The sequence below is a fragment of the Mycobacterium sp. NGS49 genome, from assembly GCF_059812565.1.
Genome location: NZ_JCALCX010000034.1, coordinates 1 through 20,508, shown reverse-complemented (window position 1 = coordinate 20,508; position 20,508 = coordinate 1). Strand labels below are relative to the sequence as shown.

The 20,508-nt window shown below is 71.2% G+C and carries 13 protein-coding genes and 1 pseudogene; 7 read left to right on the top strand and 7 right to left on the bottom strand.

The window, feature by feature from the left end; translation table 11 throughout:
- The first annotated feature begins 103 nt into the window (after positions 1-103).
- Positions 104-4,879, top strand: a complete 4,776-nt coding sequence (locus tag AC5Y7D_RS25885; RefSeq protein WP_499928630.1) for a PE family protein — start codon at positions 104-106, stop codon at positions 4,877-4,879.
- A gap of 34 nt (positions 4,880-4,913) precedes the next feature.
- Here the strand turns inward: AC5Y7D_RS25885 and AC5Y7D_RS25880 are convergent.
- The 3 genes and pseudogenes from AC5Y7D_RS25880 to AC5Y7D_RS25870 form a co-directional block, all read right to left on the bottom strand.
- Positions 4,914-5,428 (bottom strand): annotated as a pseudogene (locus AC5Y7D_RS25880) (SDR family NAD(P)-dependent oxidoreductase); the annotation flags it as partial.
- A 97-nt stretch (positions 5,429-5,525) separates the two neighbouring features.
- Entirely contained in the window at positions 5,526-8,312 is a 2,787-nt protein-coding gene (locus tag AC5Y7D_RS25875) for a PE family protein (protein WP_499928629.1), read from the bottom strand.
- A gap of 227 nt (positions 8,313-8,539) precedes the next feature.
- Positions 8,540-9,616 carry a CaiB/BaiF CoA transferase family protein gene (locus tag AC5Y7D_RS25870; protein WP_499928628.1) on the bottom strand — a complete coding sequence of 359 codons (1,077 nt, stop codon included), beginning with the start codon at positions 9,614-9,616 and terminating at the stop codon, positions 8,540-8,542.
- 117 nt (positions 9,617-9,733) lie between these two features.
- Here AC5Y7D_RS25870 and AC5Y7D_RS25865 point away from each other — a divergent pair, with 117 nt between their 5' ends.
- Both AC5Y7D_RS25865 and AC5Y7D_RS25860 read left to right on the top strand, forming a co-directional pair.
- Positions 9,734-10,546, top strand: coding sequence for an enoyl-CoA hydratase (locus tag AC5Y7D_RS25865; protein WP_499928627.1), 813 nt, complete (start codon positions 9,734-9,736; stop codon positions 10,544-10,546).
- Between the two features lie 40 nt (positions 10,547-10,586).
- Entirely contained in the window at positions 10,587-11,996 is a 1,410-nt protein-coding gene (locus tag AC5Y7D_RS25860) for a DUF2867 domain-containing protein (protein ID WP_499928626.1), read from the top strand.
- Here AC5Y7D_RS25860 and AC5Y7D_RS25855 read toward each other — a convergent pair whose 3' ends face one another.
- Complete coding sequence (locus tag AC5Y7D_RS25855; protein WP_499928625.1) at positions 11,997-12,722, bottom strand: CPBP family intramembrane glutamic endopeptidase; 726 nt, start codon at positions 12,720-12,722, stop codon at positions 11,997-11,999.
- Positions 12,719-13,867: an NAD(P)H-binding protein gene (locus tag AC5Y7D_RS25850; RefSeq protein ID WP_499928624.1), complete on the bottom strand. Its 1,149-nt coding sequence runs from the start codon at positions 13,865-13,867 to the stop codon at positions 12,719-12,721. The genes AC5Y7D_RS25855 and AC5Y7D_RS25850 overlap by 4 nt, the downstream gene beginning before the upstream one ends.
- Positions 13,868-14,027: 160 nt before the next feature.
- On the opposite strand from AC5Y7D_RS25850, the gene AC5Y7D_RS25845 reads away from it, so the two are divergent.
- Genes AC5Y7D_RS25845 through AC5Y7D_RS25835 form a run of 3 tightly spaced genes read left to right on the top strand, consistent with a single transcriptional unit; the run spans position 14,028 to position 16,641 of the window.
- A complete protein-coding gene (locus AC5Y7D_RS25845; RefSeq protein ID WP_499928623.1) occupies positions 14,028-15,125 on the top strand; it encodes a type III polyketide synthase in 1,098 nt (365 codons plus the stop codon).
- On the top strand, positions 15,119-15,628 hold the full coding sequence (locus AC5Y7D_RS25840; RefSeq protein ID WP_499928622.1) for an isoprenylcysteine carboxyl methyltransferase family protein: 510 nt from the start codon (positions 15,119-15,121) through the stop codon (positions 15,626-15,628). The genes AC5Y7D_RS25845 and AC5Y7D_RS25840 overlap by 7 nt, the downstream gene beginning before the upstream one ends.
- Positions 15,625-16,641: an NAD(P)/FAD-dependent oxidoreductase gene (locus AC5Y7D_RS25835; protein WP_499928621.1), complete on the top strand. Its 1,017-nt coding sequence runs from the start codon at positions 15,625-15,627 to the stop codon at positions 16,639-16,641. The genes AC5Y7D_RS25840 and AC5Y7D_RS25835 overlap by 4 nt, the downstream gene beginning before the upstream one ends.
- An 89-nt stretch (positions 16,642-16,730) precedes the next feature.
- On the opposite strand, the gene AC5Y7D_RS25830 is transcribed toward AC5Y7D_RS25835, so the two are convergent.
- Together AC5Y7D_RS25830 and AC5Y7D_RS25825 are read right to left on the bottom strand one after the other, a co-directional pair.
- Positions 16,731-17,519 carry a crotonase/enoyl-CoA hydratase family protein gene (locus AC5Y7D_RS25830; protein WP_499928620.1) on the bottom strand — a complete coding sequence of 263 codons (789 nt, stop codon included), beginning with the start codon at positions 17,517-17,519 and terminating at the stop codon, positions 16,731-16,733.
- Positions 17,516-18,664 (bottom strand): thiolase family protein, encoded by a 1,149-nt coding sequence (locus AC5Y7D_RS25825; RefSeq protein WP_499928619.1) that lies wholly within the window; start codon positions 18,662-18,664, stop codon positions 17,516-17,518. The genes AC5Y7D_RS25830 and AC5Y7D_RS25825 overlap by 4 nt, the downstream gene beginning before the upstream one ends.
- Before the next feature lie 324 nt (positions 18,665-18,988).
- Here AC5Y7D_RS25825 and AC5Y7D_RS25820 point away from each other — a divergent pair.
- Positions 18,989-20,508: PE family protein (locus tag AC5Y7D_RS25820; RefSeq protein WP_499928618.1), on the top strand; the 1,520-nt coding region annotated here is incomplete at its 3' end.

Below are 20,508 nucleotides of genomic sequence, written 5' to 3'. Positions count from 1 at the left end.
ATGGCATTCCTGGATTTGTCTGCTTTTGGCATCAAAAAACCGGATTCCTCACACTTGGAGCTTGCTAGGATTCCGCGCCGGGGGGGCCGCTGAGGAGGTCCGGATGTCGTCGCTGACCGTAGTTTCTGATCGATTGGCGATCGCCGCGGCGAATCTGGGTGACATCGGGTCGAGTGTTGATGCCGGTAATGCTGTTGCGGCCGGTCGGACGACCGCGGTGTTGGCGGCGGGGGGCGATGAGATTTCGGCGGCTATCGCGGAGTTGTTTTCCGGGTATGGCCGCCAGTATCAGGCGATCGGTGCGCAGGTGGCGGTGTTCCATCAGCAGTTCGTGCAGGCGCTCAGCGGCAGCGCGAGCTGGTATGCGACGGCCGAGGCTGCCAATGTCTCGCCCTTGCAGAGTGTTGAGCAGGCCATCGTGGGTGTCATCAACGCCCCTACGCAGACGCTGCTGGGCCGGCCCCTGATCGGCAACGGGGCTAATGCGACCACCCCGGGCGGTAACGGGGGTGATGGGGGCTTGCTGTTCGGCAACGGGGGGTCGGGAGCGGCCGGGGCCCCGGGGCAGGCGGGCGGCAGCGGCGGTAACGCCGGGCTGTGGGGTGTTGGCGGTGCCGGGGGTGCCGGGGGTGCCGGGGCCAACGGGGGGGCCGGGGGCAACGGCGGGTGGCTGACTGGTGCCGGTGGGGTGGGCGGTGCCGGCGGAATCGGCGGCGGCAGCGGGGGTATGGGCGGCAACGCCGGCATGTGGGGCACCGGTGGAGCGGGTGGGGTCGGCGGCACGGGTAATGCCGGTACGGCCGGGACCACTCCCGGGACGGCGGGGGCCGACGGGTTGTCCGGGGTCGGTGGTGGTGATGGTGGGAGCGGTTCGGCTGGCTCCTCGGGTGGCACCGGCGGAGTGGGCGGTAACGGCGGCCGCGGTGGGTGGTTGCTGGGTGACGGGGGCGCCGGAGGCGCCGGCGGGGTGGGCGGTGCCGGCGGTGCCGGGGCCGGCGGTGGTGCGGGCGGGCTGGGCGGCAACGGTTTGAGCAGCGGACAGGCCGGTGGGGGTGGCGGCGCCGGAGGTGACGGCGGCAGCGGCGGTGACGGCGGGAGCGGTGGCGCGGGGGGTGTCGGCGGTAAGGGTGGTCTGCTCGGTGCCACGGGCGCTGGGGGTGACGGTGGCAGCGGCGGTGCCGGCGGATTCGGCGGGACACCCGGCAACGGTGGTGGCGGCGGTGCCGGCGCCACTGGTCCGGTGGCCGGTCAGGGTGGAGCCGGCGGACAGGGCGGCAATCCCGGCGCGGGCGGCACCGGCGGCACCGGGGGTGCGGCCGGCGGTGCGGGTGGTCACACCGGGGCCAGCGGCGCTTCGCCCGGTAACAACGGCCGCGGCTTCGGCGGTGATGGCGGCGCCGGTGGCCGTGGCGGGAACGCGACCTCGGTCGGCGGCGCTGGTGGCGCCGGCGGCGACGGCGGCGATGCAGGACGCGTCGGCAACGGCGGCGCCGGCGGTGGCGGCGGTGCCGGCAACGGCGGCGGGCCGGGCACCTCGAGCCAGGTGCCCGGAGATTCCGGCGGCACCGGGGGCAGCGGCGGTGCCGGTGGCGGCGGCGGCCGGGGCGGCAACGGCGGGACTGCTGCCGGCAACGGTGGGGCCGGCGGGGCGGGCGGTGTCGGTGGCCGCGGCGGGATCGGCGGCAACGGCGCCAGTGGTGAGACGGCCACCGCACCGGGCGCCAATGGTCAGGCCGGCGGCGACGGCGGGACCGGGGGCGCCGGCGGCGCCGGGGGCAACGGCGGCGCCGGGGGCAGCGCGCTGGCCGCGTCCGGTTCAAACGGCGCCCGCGGCGCAGGGGGCGACGGCGGAGCCGGCGGTGCGGGGGGCTCACCCGGTGACGGCGGCAATGGAGCAGGCGGGGACATCGGCGTCAACAACGGCAGAGGCGGCAACGGCGGTGACGGCGGCAACGCCGGCGCCGGCGGCGCCGGCGGCATCGGCGGCACCGGATCGACCACCGGCGCTACCGGCAAGTCTGGTCTGAGCACCGCCAACGGCGGTGACGGCGGCAGTGGCGGCAACGGGGCCAACGGAACCGTCGGCACCACAGCACAGGCCCCGGGCCAGTCCGGAGGAACAGGCGGCGACGCGGGTGCCGGCGGAACAGGCGGCCGCGGCGGCCACGGCGGCACCGATGCCGGAGACGGCGGCGCCGGCGGCAAGGGCGGCGCCGGTGGCCGCGGCGGAGCCGGAGGCAGCGGCAGCAACGGCGACATGGGCCAAAGCCCCGGCACCCACGGCCAAGCGGGCGGCGACGGCGGCGGCGGCGGCAACGGTGGTGCCGGCGGCGCGGGTGGCGTCGGTGGCGCCGCGCTGGCCGCATCAGGTCAGCAAGGACTGCGCGGCGCCGGCGGCAACGGCGGCAACGGCGGAACCGGCGGCACCCCCGGTGATGGCGGCAACGGCGCCACCGGCGACGTCAACGTCAATGCCGGCGCCGGCGGGGCCGGCGGCAACGGGGGCAACGCCGGCGTCGGCGGCAACGGCGGGGCCGGCGGCACCGGCTCGACCCCAGGCGCGGCCGGTCTCAGCGGGCTCAGCACCGCTAACGGCGGCAACGGCGGCAACGGCGGCAACGGCGCCGACGGGGGTGACGGCGCGACTCCCTCGGCTTCCGGCACCTCTGGCGGCGCCGGACAAAAAGGCGGCAACGGGGGCGCCGGGGGTGCCGGCGGGCGCGCCGGCACCGACGCTGGAGACGGCGGATCAGGCGGCAGGGGCGGCAACGGCGGCCGCGGCGGAGCCGGCGGCAACGGCACCTCAGGTGCCACCGCCCAGACACTCGGAACCGCCGGTCAAGAGGGCGGCGACGGCGGCACCGGCGGCGCCGGCGGGACAGGCGGCAACGGCGGGGCAGGCGGCACGGCAGTGTCCCCCACCGGGCACAACGGCACCCGAGGCGCCGGCGGCACCGGCGGCAACGGCGGCAACGGCGGAACCCCCGGCGACGGCGGCAATGGCGCGAACGGCCAGACGGGCCTCAACAACGGCGCCGGCGGCGCCGGCGGCAATGGTGGCAACGCCGGCGCGGGCGGCACCGGCGGGGCCGGCGGCAGCGGTTCCACCATCGGCGCCGACGGGCTGAACGGAACCAGCAACGCCAACGGCGGCAACGGCGGCAGTGGCGGCGACGGGGCGAACGGAACTGCAGGCGACTCGCCCAGCCTCACCGGTCAGAACGGCGGCGCCGGCAGTGACGGCGGCGCCGGCGGGGTCGGAGGCAGCGGCGGCAACGGCGGCACCACTGGCGGCAACGGCGGTACCGGCGGTAACGGCGGCAAGGGCGGAAACGGCGGTGTCGGAGGGAACGGATCTCGCGGCGCCGACGCCACTGCACCCGGCGCTGACGGCCAAGCGGGCGGCACCGGCGGCACCGGTGGCAACGGTGGAAACGGCGGCAACGGCGGCACCGGCGGCACCGCGCTCTCGCCCTCCGGCCACAACGGATTGCGCGGCAACGGCGGCAATGGCGGCAACGGAGCCGGCGGCGGCGCCCCCGGCGGCGGCGGCAACGGTGCCGCCGGCGCTACCGGCGTCAGCGGCGGTGACGGCGGCAACGGCGGTGACGGCGGTAACGCGGGGGCGCATGGACGAGGAGGCAGCGGCGGCACCGGTCTGGTCAACGGAGCTGACGGCGCTGACGGCAGCGCGTCTCATCAAGGAGGCAATGGCGGCAACGGGGGCGGCGGCGGCGCCGGCACCGGAAACGGCCCCGGAGACGTCGGTGGCACCGGCGGCAACGGCGGTAACGGCGGCGTCGGCAGTGCGGGACCCAGCGGCGCCAACGGCGGCGCCGGCGGCTCAGGCGGTCGGGGCGGCGACAACCTCACCGGGATCGGCGGCGGCGGCGGAAACGGCGGCAACGGCGGCTCGGGCGGCACCGGCTTCGGCGGCACCGACGGGAATGGGGGTGTCGGTGGTCGTGGCGGCGACGGCGGTGACGGAGCCATCGGTCAGAGCTACTCGGGCGGCACCGGAGGCAACGGCGGCAGCGGCGGCAGCAGCGGTACGGCCAGCATCAACAGCTCCGGTTTCGCCGGAGCCGGTGGTGACGGCGGCAACGGCGGTAGCAGCGGCAACGGTGGCAACGGCGGCAGCGGCGGCATCGGCTACGGCCACGCAACCGGTGCCAACGGGGGCAACGGCGGAAACGGCGGAAACGGCAATGGCGTCTTTACCGGATCTGTGGGCGGCAAGGGCGGAGTCGGTGGCGACGGCGGGGACGGCTTCGCAGGTGCCGGCACTGGCGGCGAGGGCGGCGACGGCGGGGCCGGAGCCGGCGGCCTGAACAATCAGAGGGGTGCCGACGGCGGGGCGGCCGGCAACGGTGGCAAGGGTGGCAACGCGCAGAATGGACCGGCCGGTGGTGGCGGTGCGGGCGGCGTCGGTGGAGCCGGCGGACCAAGTGACGGCGATTCTGACCCCATAGGCGGCCAAGGTGGCAGGGGCGGCGACGGCGGTAGCGGCGGCCAGGCCAATGGCACGGGCTACGACGGCGGCAACGGTGGTCAGGGTGGTGCCGGCGGTGTCGGCGGCGATGTAAGCAGCCGGTTGTATGGCGGGGGTGGTGACGGCGGCAACGGCGGCAACGGCGGCAACGGCGGCCTCGGCGTCGCCGGGCGCGGCGGCAATGGCGGCAACGGCGGACACGGCGCCAACAGCGGCAATTACCTTGACAGCAACTTCGGTAGCGGCGGCAGCGGCGGAAATGGCGGCAACGGCGGCAACGGCGCGGACACCGGGGGCTCTGCAGGCCAGCAGGGCAGCGCTCCCAGCTTCGTCGATGGCACGGGCGGTGCCGGTGGGAACGGCGGAGCCGGCGGCAACGGCCCGTAGGCCGGTCGGCGCCGGCCAGTGTGTCAGCCGGATGTCAACGCGGCGCCATCGGGATGGCGCCGTCCAGGCGGATCACCTCGCCGTTGAGCATCGGGTTCTCGATGATGTGCACGGCCGGCGCGCCGTACTCGTCGGGGTCACCCAGCCGCGCCGGCTGGGGCACCTGCTTGCCCAGTGACTTCTGCGCCTCCTCGGGCAGCAAACCCAGCAACGGGGTCTTGAACAACCCCGGCGCGATGGTCACCACGCGGATGAGCTCGCGCGAGAGGTCCCGCGTGATCGGTAGCGTCATGCCCACCACACCACCTTTGGACGCCGATTAGGCGGCCTGGCCGATCCGGCCGTCGAACGCGGCGACCGACGCGGTGTTGATGCTCACGCCCCGCTCTGGACTTGTTTCGGGACCGAGCGGTTCTGTCCCGGCAATCCGCTCGGCGGCCAGCCGCAGCACATTGAAGGTGCCGATCAGGTTGACTCGACGACCTTCCTGAACCCTTCCAGCGGGAACGGGCCCTCCTTGGACAGCGTCTTGATGGCGTTGCCGATGCCAGTTTTCCCCATCATCCCAACCGACTCGCTGGTTGGGTCCATACCGCCAGAAACAGCCGGGACTCGCCCGAGAAACGACCTGTCGCAGGACCGCCGGCTATGTCAAGCCGTTGAGGCCGTTCTCGCCGATCAGCTGCCCGCCGGTGCCGCCGGTGCCAGGGGTCCCCTTGGCCGCGGCTTGGCCGCCGTTGCCACCGTTGCCGCCGTTGCCGAACAGCACGGCGTTGCCGCCGGTACCGCCGTTGCCACCGGTCGTTGCGGCGGCGCCGCCGGCGCCGCCATTGCCGCCGTTGCCAGTCGCCCCGGCCTTACCGCCGTTGCCTCCGGCGCCACCGGTGGAACCGGCGATTTGGCTGCCGGTACCGCCGGCTCCTCCGGAGCCGCCGGAGCCGTACAAGAAGCCGGCGTTGCCGCCGATCCCGCCTTTACCGCCGTTGCCGGCGACTGCGCCTTGTCCGCCGTGCCCACCGTTACCGCCGGCTCCGCCGGAGCCGAAGACCACGCCCCCGGTGCCGCCGGCACCGCCCGCCCCGCCGTTGGCGCCGCCGGTGCCCCCGGCCCCGCCGGCACCGCCGGAGGGACCGATGGCGAGCAAGCCGGCGTTGCCGCCGGCACCCCCGGCGCCGCCGGTCGTCCCGCCACCAAACCCCGCACCACCGGTGCCGCCGGTGCCGCCGGCGCCGAACAGCCCGCCGGTCCCGCCGGCCCCACCGGCGCCGCCGCCGGAGGCAGCGGTGGACCCGGGCCCACCGGCACCGCCGGTGCCGCCTTCTCCGAACAACCCGCCGGTCCCGCCGGCCCCACCGGCCCCGCCGGTGCCGCCAAGCCCGCCGGGTCCACCGACCCCGCCGTTGGCCAACAGCCCGCCGGTTCCGCCGGCGCCGCCGGCGCCGCCGGTGGCCGCGGCGCCAGCACCAGAGCCGGCCATGCCGCCGGTCCCGGCCGCGCCCATGAGGAAGCCGGCGTTGCCGCCGGCCCCGCCGGCCCCGCCGTTGCTGATCGCGACGGTTGCAAGCCCGCCGCTGCCGCCGGTGCCTCCGGAGCCGAACAGCAAGGCGGACCCGCCGGCCCCGCCAGACCCGGCGGCGCCACCACCGGCCGTGGAGTTGCCGCCGGCCCCCCCGGTGCCGCCGGTGCCGAACAAGATCCCGCCGGCCCCGCCGGCCCCGCCGGGCGCGCCGTTGGCCGCGCCGGCTGCACCGGACCCGCCGTTACCGCCGTTGCCGAACAACCAGCCGCCGGCCCCGCCCTCGGCCCCTGTTCCCGGAGTCCCGTTGGCGCCGTTGCCGATCAACGGCCGCCCGGTCAATGCCTGGGTAGGCCCGTTAATCGCGGCCAGCGCCTGCTGCCGCAGGGCGAGTAATGCGTTGGGGTTGGCGGGAGCGTTGAAGCCGTCTGCACCCAACAGCAGCCCGCCGAAGCCGCCGAGGCCATTGACGCCCAGCACTGTTCCAATGCCACCGCTACCGCCATTGCCACCATTGCCGATCAGCACGCCGGCGCCGCCGGAACCGCCGGCACCGCCGGCCGCCACGCCTGAGCCGCCGCTACCGCCGTTACCGCCGTTGCCGATCAGCCCGGGCGTGCCGCCGGAACCGCCGGCGCCGCCGCTGGTGCCGGCGATGGCGCTGGTGCCGCCGGAACCGCCGGTGCCGCCGGAGCCGAAGAGCAGGCCGGCTTTGCCCCCGGCACCGCCTACGCCCCCGTTGGCCGCGAGGGCGCCGCCGCCGTTGCCGCCGGCCCCACCGGCGCCGCCGGAGCCGAAGAGCGCGCCGCCGTTGCCGCCGGCGCCACCGGTCCCGCCGGCTTGGCCGGCAGCAAGGCCTTGCCCGCCGGGGCCGCCGGCCCCACCGGCGGCCCCAAGGCTGAGCATCCCGGCGTCGCCGCCGGCACCGCCGGCCCCACCGGTTCCGCCCACCCCGCCGCTGCCGCCGGTCCCGCCGGGGCCGAACATCCCGCCGGCGCCGCCTTCCCCGCCGGCCCCGCCGGCGGCGAGAATGCCGAGTCCACCAGCCCCGCCGGTGCCGCCGGCACTGAACGTCCCGCCGGTCCCGCCGGCCCCGCCGGCCCCGCCGGCTCCAGTGAAGCTTTGTCCTCCGGCCCCGCCGGCCCCGCCGCTGGCGAACGGCCCGCCGGCGCCACCGGTCCCACCGGCCCCGCCGGCTCCGGTGGCACCCATCCCGCCGGCTCCGCCGACGCCGGCGCTGCCAAAGAGCATGCCGGCGTTGCCGCCGGCTCCACCGGCCCCCCCGGCCCCGCCGGCGAGGTTTGTGACGGAGCCACCGGCTCCGCCGGCGCCGCCGGCGCCGATTAGCATGGCGGCCCCGCCAGCCCCACCGGCCCCACCGTTCCCGGTGCTGGCGGTCCCGCCGGCCCCACCGGCCCCACCGATGCCGAGGAGTCCAGCCGCCCCGCCGTTACCGCCGGCTCCGCCGTTAATGCCGGCCGCCCCGGACCCGCCAGCTCCGCCGTTGCCGATCAACCAGCCGGCATTCCCGCCGTTGGCTCCGGTGCCCGGGGCGCCGTTGGCGCCGTTGCCTATCAGTGGGCGCCCGGTAGCTGCCAGGACCTGAGCGTTGATCGGGTCGAGCAGCGGCGACAACGCGGCGGCCTCGGCGGCCGCATACGCGCCCCCACCGGCACTCACGGCCTGCACGAACTGAGTGTGAAACGCCGCCGCCTGCGCGCTGAGCGCCTGATAGGCCTGGCCCTGCGCGCCGAACAACCCGGCGATTGCCGCCGAGACCTCATCGGCACCCGCGGCCAATAATGTTGTGGTGTTGGCCGCCGCGGCCGTATTGGCCGCGGCGATCGTGGACTCGAGACTGGCCAAATCCGAAGCTGCCGCCGCAATGAACTCCGGAGCCACGATTACAAACGACATCTGACCACCCCTAAATAGGCCATGACGACCTTGTCATGCCGACCTGGGTAGCCCCCCGTCACCAGCGAATATCGGCGTCCAGAAAGCATAACTCCGCCCAGGACGATATATTTGCTGGTTTCGAAAAGATTTCTGCCCACGTTTTCGCAAATCCGGGGCCAGGACCGCCCTCAGCTTCCCGGCGGCAAGTCGCGGAGAGAGACGTCACGGCTCAGGACGAGACTGGGCTACATCCAGTCGTCAAGCAGCGTTTGCGTGTCAGTCAGCGGTGCGGCCGGACGCGGCTCACCCGGCGGGGTGCGGGAAAACCGGGGGGCGGGCATCGGCTGCAGGGAGCCGTTCACTTCGTAGAAGGTGTCCCGCCCGCTGATATGCGGCTCGCTGAGCACTTCGCCGAAGGCCAGCACCGGCGTCACGCATGCGTCGGAATCGGCGAACACCTTGGCCCAGTGGTCCCGGTCGCGGCTGGCGAACGCCTCCGTCAGCAGCGCCCGCAGTTCGGGCCAACGGGCAACGTCGTTCTGCGGCGGCAGGCTGGCCGGGTCCAGACCCAGGCCCTGGATCATCGCCGCATAGAACTGTGGTTCGATCGCGCCGACCGCGACATACCGCCCGTCGGAGCATTCGTAGGTGTCGTAGTAAGGGGCGCCGCCGTCGAGCATGTTGGTACCCCGCGCGTCGGTCCACATGCCCGAGGCCCGCATCTGCCACATCATCTGCACCAGCATGCTGGATCCGTCGACCATCGCCGCGTCGACCACCTGCCCCTTGCCGGAGGTCTGCCGTTCCCACAGCGCCGACAGGATGCCGAGCAGCAGGAACATCGAGCCGCCGCCGAAGTCGCCCACCAGGTTCAGCGGCGGCACCGGCCGCTCCCCCGCCCGGCCGATCGCGTGCAGGATGCCGTTGAGCGAGATGTAGTTGATGTCGTGGCCGGCCTGCTGGCTGCGCGGCCCGGTCTGACCCCAGCCGGTCATCCGTCCGTAGACCAGCCTCTCATTGACCCTCGCGCAGTCTTCGGGACCCAAGCCCAGCCGCTCGGTGACCCCCGGGCGATACCCCTCGATCAGCACGTCGGCTTTGGCCACGAGCTTGAGCACTTGGTCACGACCCTCGGGCGACTTGAGGTCGGCGGTCACGATGCGCCGGTTGCGGCTCATCGCGTCCTTCACCGGACCGCCGGGACCGGGACGGTCAACGCGCACCACATCGGCACCCAAATCACCCAGGATCATCGCGGCGTGCGGGCCCGGCCCGATCCCCGCCAGTTCGACAACCCGCAATCCACTCAGCGGTCCCGCCATGGGTACACCGACCTTTCGTCCGCTTTGACGCCCTAACAACCGGTTGATCGCATCTTCGCAGGCGCCCCGCACGGCCGCGTATCCCGGGTCGCCACCGTCAGGCCTAATGTGAATCGCATGCCCAAGTCCGAAATCGCCGCTCTCAGCCCCGTCGCGGGCCTTGACGTCGAGCTGACCGGGGGCGTGCTCCGGGTGACCATCAACCGCCCCGACAGCCTCAACTCACTGACCCTGCCGGTCATCACCGGTCTCGCCGATGCCATTGAGGCCGCCGCGACCGACCCGGCGGTCCGGGTGGTGCGACTCGGCGGCGCGGGCCGCGGGTTCAGTTCGGGAGCCGGCATCAGCGCAGAGGACATGTCGGGTGGCGGCGGAGTGCCGCCGGACGACATCATCCTGGAGATCAACCGGCTGATCCGGGCCATCGCTGAGCTGCCGCGCCCCGTGGTTGCCGTCGTGCAGGGACCGGCGGCCGGCGTCGGGGTGTCCATCGCGCTGGCCTGCGACGTCGTATTGGCTTCGGAGAAAGCATTTTTCATGCTCGCCTTCACCAAGATCGGCTTGATGCCCGACGGCGGCGCGTCGGCTCTGGTGGCTGCCGCGGTCGGCCGGATCCGCGCCATGCGGATGGCGCTGCTGCCGGAGCGGTTGACTGCCGCCGAGGCGCTGTCGTGGGGTCTAATCAGTGCGGTTTACCCGCCCGAAGCCTTCGACGTGGAAGTGGACAAAATCATTGCCCGGTTGCTGACCGGCCCCGCGGTGGCGTTCGCGAAAACCAAGAGCGCGATCAATGCGGCAACGCTGACCGAACTCGACCGCACCCTGGTGCGTGAGTTCGAAGGGCAACGCGGTCTGTTGCAGGCGCCCGACTTCAAAGAGGGCACCCGAGCCTTCCAGGAGCGCCGCTCGCCCAATTTCACAGACAACTAAATGATTACCAATCCATTCTCGCGTCTATTCCGAATAATCGATGAACGTAAACGAGCGGGGTGCTGTGACGGCTGAATCGATTCATTGCCTGGTGACCGGAGCAACCGGTTACATCGGCGCGCGTCTGGTGCCGCGCCTGCTGGACGAGGGCCACCGGGTGCGTGCGCTGGCCCGGAACCCGGCCAAGTTGGACGGAGTGCCGTGGCGCCCGAAGGTCGAGGTGGCGCGCGGCGATCTGGGCGATGTCGATTCTCTGATCGAGGCGTTCGACGGGATCGACGTCGTGTACTACCTGGTGCACTCGATGGGCGGCGGGGAGAAAGACTTCGCCGCGGAGGAAGAGCGCGCGGTTCGCAACGTGGTGACGGCGGCCCGGCGCACCGGTGTGCACCGCATCGTGTATCTCAGCGGACTGCATCCCGAGGACAAAGAACTGTCGCCCCACCTGAGCTCGCGGAAGGCGGTAGGCGATCATCTCATCGAGTCCGGGATCGAGACCGTCGCGCTGCAGGCCGGGGTGGTGGTGGGGGCAGGGTCAGCCTCATTCGAGATGATCCGGCACCTGACCGACCGCCTGCCGGTCATGACGACGCCGAAGTGGGTGCACAACAAGATTCAGCCGATCGCCGTGCGCGACGTGCTGTACTACCTCGCCGCGGCGGCAACGGCGCCGGTCCCCTCGTCACGCACCTGGGACATCGGCGGCCCCGACGTGCTGGAGTACGGCGACATGATGCGGATCTACGCCGACGTCGCCCACCTGCACAAGCGCTACCTGATCGTGCTGCCGTTCCTGACACCGGCCATTGCGAGTCTGTGGGTGGGCACCGTGACGCCGATCCCGCCCGGGTTGGCTCGCCCGTTGATCGAGTCACTGGAGTGCGACGCGGTCATGCAGAACAGCGACATCGATTCCATCATCAAGCCTCCCCCGGCCGGGCTGATGGGCTACCGTCGCGCGGTCGCCGTGGCATTGAGCCGCGCGTTCGCCGGCCTGGCCGATCCCACCTGGGACTCGCTGGAATCCGAGCCGGCCGAACTGCTGCCGAGTGACCCGGACTGGGCAGGCGAAATCATCTTCGACGACGTGCAGACCGCGGCCACCTCGGCCACGCCCGAACAGCTGTGGAAGGCAGCGGAAAGCGCCGCGAACGCGGGCCGGTGGTACTCGTTCCCGCTGGCACCGCGACGGCGCAACTCGGCCACCCGCTGGAGCATTGCGGAGAGTGTGCCGGGCAGCAAACTGCGGCTGCGGTCCGAGGCGCGTGCGCCGGGGCAGGCGTGGTTGGAGGTGACGACGGCGTTGGGACCCGACGGCGCGGGCGAGTACACCCAGCGGGCGATCTTCTACCCCCGCGGGATCCCGGGCAGGCTGTACTGGTACCTGTTCCGTCCGCTGCACATGGCGCAACTGAAGGCGCTGGCGCGCCAGGTGGTAGCCGGCCCGTAACTATCTGACGCCGAACATCGGCGGAAGTGCCAGCACCATGATCAGGCCCCAGACGAAGTGGGTCAGCATGGGAGCGAGCACGCCGCCGGTGGCGCGCCGGGACAACGCGTTCACCGTCCCCAGGATTACTCCGGCGAAGCCCAACATCGGGTTTCCGCTGGCCATGGTCGCAGCCACATACAGGACCGTGGAGACCGCGACCGGATGGTGCCGGCCCAGTGCCGTGTAGAGGGCGCCGCGGAAGAACACCTCTTCGGTGACCCCGTTGACGACCGTGATCAGCACGATCAACAGGAACGGCCCCTGATGTGCGTACTGCAGCACGCGGGTGATCCATGCATCTATCGGCTGGATCTCCCGGACGATCAGACCTCCGACCACAAAGATGCCGCCCAGCACCAGACCGATCGTGGTGCCGGTGATGACGGGCCGCTGGTTGCGTCCGCGCCAGCAGATCCCACCCAGGTGCAGGGGGCCGGACGCCAACGCACCGAGCAACCACACCGCCGCCAGCGACAGCGTCAGCCAGTAGAAGCTGGCCTCGCCGGCCCGGGTCCGCAGCGAGACGCCCAGTATTGCGGCGCCGAGTACCAGCGTGATCGCGACGACGATGCGCCGGCGCAGCACGACCCCGGGCGGTTCGTGATGCGGCACGGCGACGTTGACCATCGCGCGGCGAATCTCTTGGAGGGCGGTGGGGCGGTTTTCGGTGGCGGTTTGGGTCATGCCGTGCGGATCCTCGGGGTCAGCGTGAGCAGGATGTCCAGGCTGGTACGCAACGCACCGGCAAGGGGGCCGGGGACGATGTTAACCAGTCGCAAGGTGGGCCGCACGATCGGCGGCGTGATAACCCGCGCGAGTCGCCGGATGCGCAACGCATCGCCACCGGCCCAGACCGGATCGGTGTCGGCGAGGTGGTGCGGGTCGGCGAGGGCACTGACCGGCCGGGGCGGGTGGTCGGTATGGCCGGACAGGGCCAGGGAGATCGACTCGTCTATGCCCAGCAACCCGCCCAGGGGATCGGGCACCTTGCCCTGTAAGCCGCTGCCGGAAGCCCGCATCGGATGGTCCAGCGACGCCACCAGGTCCCCGGCCAGACTGCTCGGCACCGGCAGCGCAATCGCCGCGAACAGCGACGCCATCGACGTGTCGATGCCCGGGACGCGGCACGCGGCGTGCCAACGGCCGGAAATGCGCGCGTATCTCTTCAGAAGATCACGGTATGACGTGGTCTCTGGGCCACTGATGTCATACGCACCGGCCGGAACCAGATCCGGGTCGGACGCGGCCACCAGGTAGTGCAGTACGTCGCGGATCGAGATCGGGTCCAGCGGATTGTGCATCCAGCTCGGCATCGGCATCACCGGGAACCGGTCGCCCACGTAACGCAGGATTTCGAACGACGTCGAACCGGCTCCGATGATCAGCGCCGCACCCAGCCACACCAGCTCCGGCCCGTCCGCCACCGTCAGGGCCTCGGCCACCTCGGCCCGGCTGCTCAGGTGTTCGGACAGCGCCTCGTCCTCGGGTACGAACCCGCCCAGGTAGACGATCCGGCGTACGCCGGCATCGCGGGCCGCGGTGGCGACGTTGGCGGCAGCAGCATTGTCGGATTCGCGGAAATTGGCCTGGCCGATCCCGTGCACCAGGTAATACGCCACGTCGACGGGGCCGGCCGTGTCGAATGCGGCGCGCGCCGAGGCCGGGTCCGATGCGTCCAGTTTCACCGGCGTAACCTGCTCTGACCAGCCAAAGCGATTCAGGCCAACCGGGTTTCGGCTGGCGGCCACTACCTCGTGATCATCCGCCAGCAGGGCCGTGACCAGGCGTGAGCCCACATAGCCAGTGGCGCCCGTCACCAAAATCCGCATAACTCCAACCTAACTGTCGACGTCGTGGACGTCGGTAGGGCCGAAATGCCCCCCGCGGCAGTGAAACTGTCCCCAGTTAGGTACCCAACCCTGAGCGGGGCAAATCGACGCAGGTCACCCCGGTGTGAACCAGTGCGGCGGCAGCACCGTCACTGCCTACATGAGCACCAGAGCAGGGGGGACCTCGGCACGTTCGGCTGCACAAGCACCGGGCTCCCGGCACACCAGTCCATCTGTGGCGGGAGTTGCCGTACAGTTCCCCGAGCATCTCAACAGCCAGGAAGACACGGTCGCGGCGCTGACCGACTTCGCCGGCCCGCAATTCCGGCGCTTCGCGCGAAGCAGCGGTGTCGAGTCTCGCCACACCGCGCTGCCACTGTCGCGCTATGCCGATCTGAGCGGCTTCAGCGAGGCCAACGACGCGTTCATCGGGGTGGCTCTCGACCTGGCCGAACAGGCGTTCTGCGCGGCGCTGGACGGCGCCGGGATCGCTCCGTCGGAAGTCGACATCGTCTTCTCGACGACCGTCACCGGCCTCGCGGTCCCCACCCTTGAAGCGCGCCTGGCCAGGCGGGTGGGGTTACGCCAAGACGTCAAACGGGTCCCGCTGTTCGGCCTGGGCTGCGTGGCGGGCGCGGCCGGCGTGGCCCGCATGCACGACTACCTACGGGCATTTCCGGATCAGGTGGGAGTATTGCTGGCTGTCGAATTATGTTCCCTGACGATTCAGCGCGAAGATAACTCCGTGGCCAACCTGGTGGCATCGAGCCTTTTCGGCGACGGCGCGGCCGCCGTGGTCGCCACCGGCGCCCACCGCTCCACCGTGGGCCCGCGGGTGCTGGCGACCCGAAGCCGCATCTACCCCGACACCGAAGAGGTGATGGGCTGGAAGATCGGCAGTGACGGGTTTCGAATCGTCCTGTCGGCAGATGTGGCGACCGTTGCAGAGAAGTATCTGGGCGAGGACGTCCGCACCTTCCTCACCGATCATGGGTTGACGCCGCAAGACGTATCCGCCTGGGTTTGCCATCCGGGCGGACCCCGGGTGATCGAGGCGGTCGAGAAAGGGCTGGGACTACCCGGCGATGCACTGGACCACACCCGAGAATCTTTGCGCCGCAACGGGAATCTGTCGTCAGTCTCGGTACTGGATGTGCTTGCGGCGAACATCGCCGATCCCCCGCCGCCCGGTGCCATCGGGCTGATGATCGCGATGGGACCGGCGTTCTGCTCGGAGTTGGTGCTGCTCCAATGGTAGGACCGTACTACGTCTTGATCCTGGCGGTGGCGCTGGAACGCCTGGCCGAATTGGCAGTGTCGAGGCGCAACGCAAAATGGTCATTTGCTCAGGGCGGCAAGGAGTTCGGCCGGTCTCACTATGTCGTCATGGTCGTACTGCACACGGCCCTGCTAGTCGGTTGCCTGGTGGAGCCGTGGGCGCTGCACCGACCGTTCCTGCCGTGGCTGGGCTGGCCGATGGTGGTATTGCTGGCGTTGTGCCAGGGTCTGCGCTGGTGGTGCATCACCTCTCTGGGCAAGCGGTGGAATACCCGGGTGATCGTGCTGCCCCACGAACCGTTGGTGCAGCGCGGTCCCTACCGCTTCATGCATCACCCGAATTACGTTGCGGTGGTGGCCGAAGGTGTCGCGCTGCCCATGGTGCACACCGCTTGGCTGACCGCGGTCATCTTCACCGTGGCCAATGCCGTCTTGTTGACGGTCCGCTTGCGCGTCGAGAATTCGGTGTTGGGCTACGCATGACGGATTACGACGCCGACCTGCTGGTGGTCGGAGGTGGCCCCGGCGGCCTGGCCACTGCCTTACAAGCACGCAGACAAGGACTTTCGGTAATCGTGGCCGAGCCCCGGGAAGGCCCCATCGACAAGGCGTGCGGCGAAGGCCTGATGCCCGGCGGACTCGCCGAATTGACCTCGCTCGGCGTCGATCCGGCCGGCATGCCGTTTCGCGGAATCGCCTATGCCAGTGAGCATCGTCGTGCCGAAGCGTTGTTTCGCACCGGTCCCGGCCGGGGGGTGCGGCGCACCACGCTGCACGCGGCGCTGGAGGCGCGGGCCAAAGAACAAGAAACCGAATGGATCCGCACGAAGGTGACCACCGTCGAGCAGGATGCGCACGGCGTGTCCGCGGCCGGTGTCCGGACCAGGTGGCTGGTGGGCGCCGACGGGTTGCATTCGGCGGTGCGCCGGGCGGTCGGGATCGCCGCGAGCGCCGGCACGCCGCGCCGGCACGGCCTGCGCTGGCATTACCGCGTGCCGGCCTGGTCGGAGTTCGTCGAAGTGCATTGGTCGCGCTGGGGCGAGGCGTACGTGACGCCGGTGGAACCGGACCTCGTGGGCGTGGCCATCCTGTCCCGCGGGCGTCCCCAGATCGACTGGTTTCCCGGGCTGGCAAAGCATTTGGCCGGCGCAGACCGCGGGCGGGCGCGTGGTTGCGGGCCGCTGCGGCAGGTGGTTTCCCGACGCGTGGCCGGTCGGGTGCTGTTGGTCGGCGACGCCGCCGGCTACGAAGACGCGCTGACCGGCGAAGGCATCAGCCTGGCCGTCAAGCAGGCCGCCGTTGCGGTCCGCGCACTGGTGGACGACGTACCGCAGTCCTACGAGCATGAATGGCATCGGGTGACGCGCGATTACCGGCTTCTCACCCGAGGTCTGGTGCTGGCCAGCACCCCGCGCCCGGTGCGCCGTGTCATCGTCCCCGCCTGCACGCTGTTGCCCCCGTTGTTCCAGTGGGGCGTGAACGTGCTGGCCTCCTGACCAGCCCCGCGAGCAGACGCGAAGTCGCACGATTTGATTCCATATCGTGCGACTTCGCGTCTGCTCGCCCAGAGGTCTGGCGGGTCTGGTCAGCGCGCCTTCCAGACCGGCTCCCGTTTCTCCGCGAACGCCAGCGGCCCTTCTCTGGCATCCTCGGACCTGATCAGCGAACGCATCTCACGCATCGTCCGGTCCCAGCCGACTTCCTCTGCGGTGATCACACCCTCGTCGACGCCATAGGCGATGCGCTTGCTGGCCTGCACCGAAAGCGGCGCATTCACGGTCACCCGAGCGGCCAGTGTCAGCGCCGCGTCCAGCACCGAACCCTGGACAACCTGATTGATCAGGCCCCACTCGTAGGCATCCGACGCCGTCAGCGGCTCGCCGGTCAACAGCAGTTCCATCGCGACCTTGTGCGGCAGCTGATCCATGATGCGGAACACGCCGCCGGCGGCGGCGATCAGCCCGCGCTTGACCTCCGGCAGCCCGAACTGGGCGCGCTCGTCGGCCACCACGAGGTCACTTGCCAGCGCGAGTTCGGTGCCGCCGCCCAGTGCGGTCCCGTTGACCGCGGCGATGGTGGGCTTGTCGATGAAGTGGTGGACGTAGCCGGCGAAGCCCCACTCCGGACGATCGGGGTGGTAGATGTTCTCCCGTCGGGAAATCGCCTTGAGGTCGGCACCGGCGCAGAACGACTTGTCGCCCGCGCCGGTGATCACCACCGCCCGCACCTCGTGATCGTGCTGAGCCTCCTCCAGCGCGTTGCCGACCCCGATGCTCACCGCGCCGTTGACCGCATTGCGGGCCTCGGGCCGGTTGATGGTGATGATCATGACATTGCCGCGGCGCTCGACCAGAGCGCCGGGTGCGTCCGTCACAGCAACTCCAGAATGGTCGCGTTCGCCTGCCCACCACCCTCGCACATGGTCTGCAGGCCGTAGCGAATTCCCTTGTCCCGCATGTGGTATAGCAGCGTGGTCATGATGCGGGCACCGGAGCCGCCGAGCGGGTGGCCGAGCGCGATCGCCCCGCCATTGGGGTTCAACTTCTTCTCGTCGGCACCGATGTCTTTGAGCCAGGCCAGCGGAACCGGGGCGAACGCCTCGTTGACCTCGTAGGCGCCGATGTCGCCGATGGACAGCCCGGAACGCTTGAGCACCTTCTGGGTAGCCGGGATGGGCGCGGTCAGCATGATCACCGGGTCGGCCCCGGCCAGGGTTGCGGTGTGCACCTTGGCGATCGGCTTCATGCCCAGTTCCTTGGCCTTCTCGGCCGACATGAATAGCAGCGCAGCCGAACCGTCGGAGATCTGCGAGGAGTTGCCCGCGTGGATCACGCCGTCCTCTTTGAACGCCGGCTTCAGCGACGCCATCTTCTCCATCGGGGTACCGCGGCGGATGCCCTCGTCCTTGAGAATCACGTTGCCGTCGGAGTCTTTGATGCCCACGATCTGGTCATCGAACGCACCGGAATCCTGTGCGGCAGCGGCCTTTTCGTGTGAGTCCAGGGAGAACTGGTCGAGGTCGAGGCGGGAGAAGCCCCACTGCTCGGCGATCATCTCCGCGCCGATGCCCTGGTTGGGAACCCTGCCTTCGTAACGCGACAGAAAGCTCTCCGGGTAGGGCCGCCCACCGTTTGCCAGGGACGCACCCATCGGGGTCCGCGACATGGACTCCACGCCGCCTGCCACCACCACGTCGTAATGACCGGCCACCACTCCGGCCGCGGCGAAATGCACGGACTGCTGGCTCGACCCGCACTGGCGATCGACGGTGACACCGGGCACGGTTTCCGGCCAGCCCGCTGTCAGCAGCGCGGTGCGGCCGATGTCGAGGGCCTGCTCGCCGGCCTGCATCACGCAGCCCCAGATCACGTCATCGACGACCTCTGGGTCGATGCCGGCCTTGGTGACCAAACCGTTGAGGACCTGGGCAGACAGGTCGGCCGGGTGCACCCCGGACAGTCCACCGTTGCGCTTGCCGATAGGGGAACGAACCGCCTCGACGATGACTGCTTCGGCCATGAAGATGTCTCCTTTGACACTAGGTAATTAGCTCGATTATCAACCATCCGGTTGGGAGGGCGCGGGGCGGGGTGGGGCGGGCGAGTTGATCACCACCAGAGTTACGTGACACCTCACGAAGCGGACATGCTGCCAGCGCGCCGTGGACTCTTGCGCCGAACGCATCCGTATGTTCGGAATCTTCTAATGGACCCCGACGTGGGCCGGTGCCAACGTTGTCAGGACCGGACTTGAAGAAGTTGGGGACTCGCGAGCCATCTTTCGAAGATCGCCATGCGACCGAACGACGGTTGGTTGTCGTGCACCGCTAGACGGGAGGTCAGCATGCCGTATCTAACGGTGGTGCCGGAGCTAGTTGCAGCGTCGGCCGCAGATCTGAAACGAATTGGTTCGGCTCTTGGCGCGGCTCAACGAGCCGCGGCGGCCCCGACGATAAATATCCTCACCGCGGCTGAAGACGAGGTTTCAGTTGCGGTCGCGGCGTTGTTCGGCGGCCACGCCCAGGAGTTCCAGGCCGTGAGCGAGCAAGTTGCAGCCTTCCATGGCCAATTCGTGCAGGCAGTGAGGGGCGCGGGAATGGCGTACGGGGTTGCAGAAGCGATCAACTTGCCGCTTCTGACCGGGCAGAACGAACTTCTGGCTTTGCTCAACGCACCCACTCAAGCGACGCTGGGACGTCCGTTGATCGGCGACGGCGCCAACGCTTCGGCGCCCGGGCAATCCGGCGGCGCCGGTGGTTTGCTTTACGGAAACGGCGGCAACGGTGCGCCGGGTGCCAGCCCCGGTACGGCCGGCGGCGCCGGAGGTGCTGCAGGGTTCATCGGAAACGGCGGCGTCGGCGGGGCCGGCGGTCCCGGCGCGCCGGGTGGAGTTGGTGGCGATGGTGGCTGGCTCTGGGGCAATGGCGGGACCGGCGGCGTCGGCGGGGTCAATGGTGGGAACGGTGGCGGCGGCGGCAACGGCAGCTGGTTCTTGGGCACCGGTGGCGTCGGCGGTAGCGGCGGAGCTGCTCTGGCCCCCGGCGTCACAGGCGGCCGGGGCGGCGACGGCGGTCGTGCGGGGCTGTTCGGCCTCGGCGGTGCGGGCGGAACAGGGGGCGCAGGCGTCAATGGCGGGGCGGGCAGCACCGGCGGAAACGGCTCCGACGGTGGTCTCGGCGGCAGCGGCGGAAACGGCGGGGCTGGCGGGCTGATCTGGGGTGACGGCGGCACGGGCGGGACCGGCGGGGCCGGGGGTACCGGCGGTGCGGGCGGCACCGGTGTGACCGGCGCATGGACCTCGACTGATAACGGAGTGGGCGGCAGCGGCGGAGCCGGCGGGAGCGGCGGGTCGGGAGGCAATGGCGGCGCTGGTGGCCTGAGCGGTGGCGGATACCTCGGCGGACTTGGCAGCCACCCTGGCGCTGGCGGAGCCGGCGGCACCGGCGGCGCGGCCGGTATGGGCGGTGATGGGGGCACCGGTGCTGCCGGCACCTTTACCAATAGCAGCACGGGTATCGGAGGAACCGGCGGTAGTGGTGGTCATAGCGGTTTACGCGGAACAGGCGGCACCGGCGGCACCGGCTTGGCCACAGGAGTGAATGGGGCAGCCGGGGCTCCTGCGAGAGCCGGCAACGGCGGTGCGGGAGGGGCCGGGGCCGACGCACTCACACCAGGAGGCTCCGGCGGCAATGGCGGAACCGGCGGCGTAGGCGGAAGCGGTGGCCCGGACGGCATTGGGGGCGCGGGCGGAACCGGCGGAGCGGGTGGTACAGGCGCCGCGGCCGCGCCTGGCGGTACCGGCAGTACTAGCGCCGATGGAGGCGCGGGTGGCGCCGGCGGGGCTGGCGGCACCGGCGGAAGTGG